At 47.8% G+C, this 4,522-nt stretch carries 9 protein-coding genes; 1 reads left to right on the plus strand and 8 read right to left on the minus strand.

Features of this window, described 5'->3' with window-relative positions:
* Positions 1-280 precede the first annotated feature (280 nt).
* Entirely contained in the window at positions 281-1,456 is a 1,176-nt protein-coding gene (locus tag KDK19_RS07695) for a hypothetical protein (RefSeq protein WP_257253688.1), read from the plus strand.
* Positions 1,457-1,595: 139 nt separating this feature from the next.
* Here the strand turns inward: KDK19_RS07695 and KDK19_RS07700 are convergent, their stop codons facing one another.
* From KDK19_RS07700 to KDK19_RS07730, 8 genes are all read right to left on the minus strand, one after another.
* Positions 1,596-1,865, minus strand: coding sequence for a type II toxin-antitoxin system YafQ family toxin (locus tag KDK19_RS07700; RefSeq protein WP_257253690.1), 270 nt, complete (start codon positions 1,863-1,865; stop codon positions 1,596-1,598).
* A 2-nt stretch (positions 1,866-1,867) separates the two neighbouring features.
* The gene (locus KDK19_RS07705; RefSeq protein ID WP_257280657.1) at positions 1,868-2,128 is read right to left on the minus strand and encodes a type II toxin-antitoxin system RelB/DinJ family antitoxin; all 261 of its coding nucleotides are present in this window, start codon (positions 2,126-2,128) and stop codon (positions 1,868-1,870) included.
* A 30-nt stretch (positions 2,129-2,158) separates the two neighbouring features.
* The gene (locus KDK19_RS24335) at positions 2,159-2,284 is read right to left on the minus strand and encodes an HNH endonuclease (RefSeq protein WP_368736449.1); all 126 of its coding nucleotides are present in this window, start codon (positions 2,282-2,284) and stop codon (positions 2,159-2,161) included.
* Positions 2,285-2,434: 150 nt separating this feature from the next.
* A complete protein-coding gene (locus KDK19_RS07710) occupies positions 2,435-2,923 on the minus strand; it encodes a DUF29 domain-containing protein (RefSeq protein ID WP_257253693.1) in 489 nt (162 codons plus the stop codon).
* The gene (locus KDK19_RS07715; RefSeq protein ID WP_257253694.1) at positions 2,920-3,417 is read right to left on the minus strand and encodes a DUF29 domain-containing protein; all 498 of its coding nucleotides are present in this window, start codon (positions 3,415-3,417) and stop codon (positions 2,920-2,922) included. The genes KDK19_RS07710 and KDK19_RS07715 overlap by 4 nt, the downstream gene beginning before the upstream one ends.
* Before the next feature lie 52 nt (positions 3,418-3,469).
* Complete coding sequence (locus KDK19_RS07720; RefSeq protein ID WP_257253696.1) at positions 3,470-3,754, minus strand: CopG family antitoxin; 285 nt, start codon at positions 3,752-3,754, stop codon at positions 3,470-3,472.
* Between the two features lie 2 nt (positions 3,755-3,756).
* Complete coding sequence (locus KDK19_RS07725) at positions 3,757-4,029, minus strand: hypothetical protein (protein ID WP_257291680.1); 273 nt, start codon at positions 4,027-4,029, stop codon at positions 3,757-3,759.
* A 57-nt stretch (positions 4,030-4,086) separates the two neighbouring features.
* Complete coding sequence (locus KDK19_RS07730; protein WP_257253701.1) at positions 4,087-4,314, minus strand: HNH endonuclease; 228 nt, start codon at positions 4,312-4,314, stop codon at positions 4,087-4,089.
* Between the last annotated feature and the right edge of the window lie 208 nt (positions 4,315-4,522).

The following is a 4,522-nucleotide window of genomic DNA, read 5'->3' on the forward strand; positions in this document are numbered from 1 at the left end:
TGGAACAAAGCTTTTCAGAGACCGGCTGGACTCAGTGGAAAAAGTTCTATGCGCCTCTGGATTATCTCTCGACTCTTTTTAAGTGACGGATTCAACTGTCAGCCAGAGGTAAACTCAGGCAGCTAATGCCTGCTTCAGTCGCTCTGCCGGAGGCTCAGTCTATTGGAAGCATTTGATAGTTGTCTTATTTGCAACGCACTTTGTAGTTATGAACATTGTCACTCATAGCTCCGAATAGAATCTATATTTCCAGTTCAATCACTGTAGCTGGGAAGTCACCATGAATAACTCATTCAACCTATGTCCGTTACTTTTGTGCTTGCTCTATTCGATGGCACAAGCCAGCCCCCCCTCAAAAAAAGATTTTGATTTTCTTGAGCCTCTTAATGATTCCGTACTGGTGGCAAACGGGCTTGAGCTAACGGAAAGCCTTGCTGGAGTCTCTTTGTCCACCTTGCTCAATCTGGGAGTATGGTGGGGTATCTGTAAAACAGCGGGAATAGTCTCCGGGCTTTCAAGCACATATGATCTGGCTGCATCGGATACAAAGGAGCTGGAGCCGTTGAAAACAGATTTCTGTTCGCAGCTGGCTCCCGTGATCACCACTGCCGAAGTAGCGTTGGCCGGGCATGTGTCTCCCTGGCCTCTGGAACAGCGCTGGTGGAGACCCTTGTATTTTGCCGGTGCAGGAATGGCAGCTAATGCCGCTAGTACGATAAAGAGGGAGCACATGCCTGTTGTAGTCATGATCTACCTTGCTTCTGAAGCGTTAACAAGAACCGGAGCCAGCGCTATTTCAGCGCTAATTCTAAGAAAAATGAGTACAAGGGATATTGCAACCGAATGGTATTTGGCTGGGGAATATGAAATATTTTCTATGATGAATGGGATTGTGGCAGGGGCTGTCGCCTATGAAGCGATGATCCATAAAGGCTACAGGCCAGCAAAAGCGACTCTTGCTTCTGTTGTCAGCGCAGTGATTGTGGGTACTCTCTCGGGAATTATTTCAGTGCTAACAATTGATGTGGACAGACAGACAAAGACCGAAGTCATAGCAGGAGCTGGAGTCGGGGCCGTAATCTTCGTAGGAGCCGGAGCCGGAGTCGGAGCCGGAGCGACAGCCGTAGCCTCAGTCGGAGCCGCAGGGGCATTAGTCGGAGCCTTAGCCGGGGCCGGAATCGGATTCGGAATTGGAGCTGTTGCCGAAGCTGGAACTATGATCCTCGGCGGAGTCGGAGCCTTGCTTATGCTGGGCAGTTTGAAGATAACCTCAAACGACCCGTTTATCAAAGCCGGTGTCACTCTGATGCCTGCGTTGACTTTCGCGGTTGTCAACGGTCTTTCAGGCTACGTCGTTTATGGCTATTCACTGGAACAAGGCCTTTCAGAGACCGGATGGACTCAGTGGAAAAAGTTTTACGCGCCCCTGGATTATCTCTCAACTCTGTTTAACTGACAGACTCAACTGTCAGCCATCGAATCATTGGTGAACACTGGCAGCTAACGCTGAGTTCAACCGCACTTGCACGCAGTTGAAGCGACTCTGAATTGAGGCTGAATACTTCAATCTCTCATGGGGCGGTTGCAACTGATTCCTATCTGAACAGCTCGGAATGACTCCCGAGCCGTTCAAACACAATGCGATCATCGTCCAGCCTGTAGATTAACAACCAATCTGGCTCAATATGGCATTCCCGCCTGCCATTAAAATTCCCGGTTAAAAGGTGATCTTTGTGCCTGGCAGCCAGGGGCATCTGCTCTACCAGCTGGCGGGTGATAAACTTGAGTTTGTCCATATCTTTCCCCTGCTTCTTCGCTTTTTTAACATCCTTCTGAAAGCGGTTTAAAAATACGGGAATCAACACGCTTAAATATCCAGATTCTTAAACAGGTCATCCAGATCTTTGCACTCTACCAACCCTTCCCCTTTGTCGCTTTCCCCGAAAGCCTTCAAAGTCTCTTCGTTAGGAATACGCACATCAAACGGCAACCCGTTGCACAACTCAACCTGCGTATAAAAAAGCGTAATGGCCTGTGTCGTGTTCAGCCCGATCTTGCGAAACACCGCTTCAGCCTGTTTCTTCAGCTCAGGTTCCACTCTGGCTTTGACGACAGCGCTTTTGCTCATGACGGTTCCCTCTGATTATTGAATGGCGTTTTATAGTGTAGGCCAAACGGGACACAATTCAACATTCAAGAGCCTGTATACGCCCTCTGACCATGGGGTGATGTGATCGGCTTCCATCTGGTTGATGTCGAAGAACTCTTCACACTCGTTGCAGATGCCTTTCTGGCGTTCCTCAGCCGCCTATTGGTGAGATGCACAGTCTGCTGGCAGAGATGTTGCGGGGGATGAGTCGGGAAGAGCGGGAAGCGTTGCTGGGGAAGGTGGGTTGATTATTGATCACCTTGCCTGTACTTGATCAATGAGTAATTAATCGCCGGGCAGCCAACCCCTTTCTGTAACCTGCTCATAGCTCCATGGGCATTCCTTGGGAAAACTGTTTTTATTCAGCCGCTTGCTTTCTGTTTTTATGTAACGGTTTAATTCTTCCATAGCGCTTTTTTTGGCTTTGACGTAGGCTTTTTCGAGTGATTCTTGAAAGTAATTGCTCAAGTAAGGGTTTTCTTCAACGTGAAGATCAATTTCATCTCTAGGGTTGTTGATACTGGGTATCCATGACTGAAGAACTTTATCTTCCACCCAAGGGTCTTTCAGAATTCGTTTCTGATAGTCATATTTGAGCAAATGAACCAACAATATCACTAAATGAGAACATAATTCTCTGACGTCATTACCCATCTCGTGTTCCAGAGCCTCCAACAGATTGTCGATGTCCAGTTGATCGAATTGCTTAGCGGCCAACAATTCACGCTGCTGGCCTAGCCATTGGTGATAGTCAGTCTCGTACAAACTTTTCATTCTTCATCCTCCCCAGGCAGCCAGTCTTCTGTCGTGATCTGTTCAAACGTCCACGGGCATTCCTTGGGAAAACTGTTTTTGTTCATAAGGTGACGCTTGTTAGTTATAAATCGGTTCATCTGCTCTATAGCCCTTTTTTTGGCTTTAGGGTAACTGTTTGCTAAAGCCTCATCCTGCTGGGGTTGTAGGTGTGGGTGTTTTTTAATCAAGTCGTTAATGTCGTTACGTGCGTTAGAGATGCTGTCGTGCCAGCTTCTGAAATATTCTGGTTCCAGACGCTGCGGGTTGAGTACAAACGTTTGATACTGATACTTCAAAAGATGCAATACCAAAATAACAAGATGAGACTCCAAATTTTCAACATAATTACCCATCTCGTACTCCATCGCCTCCAACAGATTGTCTAAGTCAAGCTGGTCAAATTGGCGCTGGGCCAGTAGCTCCCGTTGCTGGCCTAGCCATGCGGTGTAGTCGGTTTTGTATAAACTATCCATTGGTGATCTCCTCTTTTGTCATTCATGTAATGAGGTGATGGCCACCCCATTGTTAAGGCAGCGTTGAGACATCCCGCAAAGCGCCGGACAGGTACTTATGGAGAATACTGGACACCAGTGTCTGGTATGGAATCCCTTCCCGCCGGGCCCGTGACTGAATCGCCAGCAGATCCTGTTGGGAAATGCGGATGTTAATACGCTTATCCTTTTTAAACGTCTCTCTGGCCGCCGCTTCCAGCATCGCCTTGCGCTCAGGCGTCATCACGGATTCATATTCACCCCGTTCAAGGGCATCGAGCAACGTTTGCTCCTCGTTATCCAGTGTTGTTTTTTTCATGTTCAATCTCCTAAATAGTCATGGGTAAATTTGCGGCTGGGAATCAGTGTTTTTAAAAAGTACTCCTGCTCGCTTTCCACGTAAGGCACCAACCAGACGTAACCTTGTGCATTCACCACAAAGATCCGCTCATGGGGATAGGCTTGCTTGTTAGGATGGGCGATGTCATCCAGCAGGCCGCCATTCTCTATGTGGAAAATAACTTCCTCGAAGGACCGATCCCGTTCCAGGATCAGCTGCTGATTCTTCTGGGGGTTCCAGTTAAAGCGTTTCATGAGAGAAGTATAGAGGGTGTGTGCCTTTTGTCATCAATTGGACCGGACAATCGTAACTCAGTGATTGGACTTTCTGCGATTGCACTCCCGGCAAAGCACCTGACCATTCTCCAGCTCAGTCTTGCCACCCTCTGACCAAGGGGTGATGTGGTCGGCTTCCATCTGGTCGGTATTGAAGGACTCTTCACATTGGTTGCAGATGCCTTTCTGGCCCTCATAAAGGGTGTACTTCTGGCTGTTCGTAAAGGCTCGCAGATTCAGGTGTTTTTCATTGCCCGTCAGCAATTATCCATAGACGCCTTTTTTGTTGACCACATCGTCAACGGCCATCAGCCTGCCGGTAACGTTTGTCACGGGGTTCATAGTAGTTGAGCACTTTGAGCCACATGTTGTCGTTTATTGGATGAACCCTGCTTGGACTCTTTCTGTGCAATTAAGAGTGTGCGACTTGAATTAAATGCTCTGAACTTTTTATACAAAAAGGAACTGAACG

It is taken from the genome of Endozoicomonas sp. ONNA1, assembly GCF_024606325.1.
In the GTDB taxonomy this organism is placed as follows: Bacteria; Pseudomonadota; Gammaproteobacteria; order Pseudomonadales; family Endozoicomonadaceae; genus Endozoicomonas_A.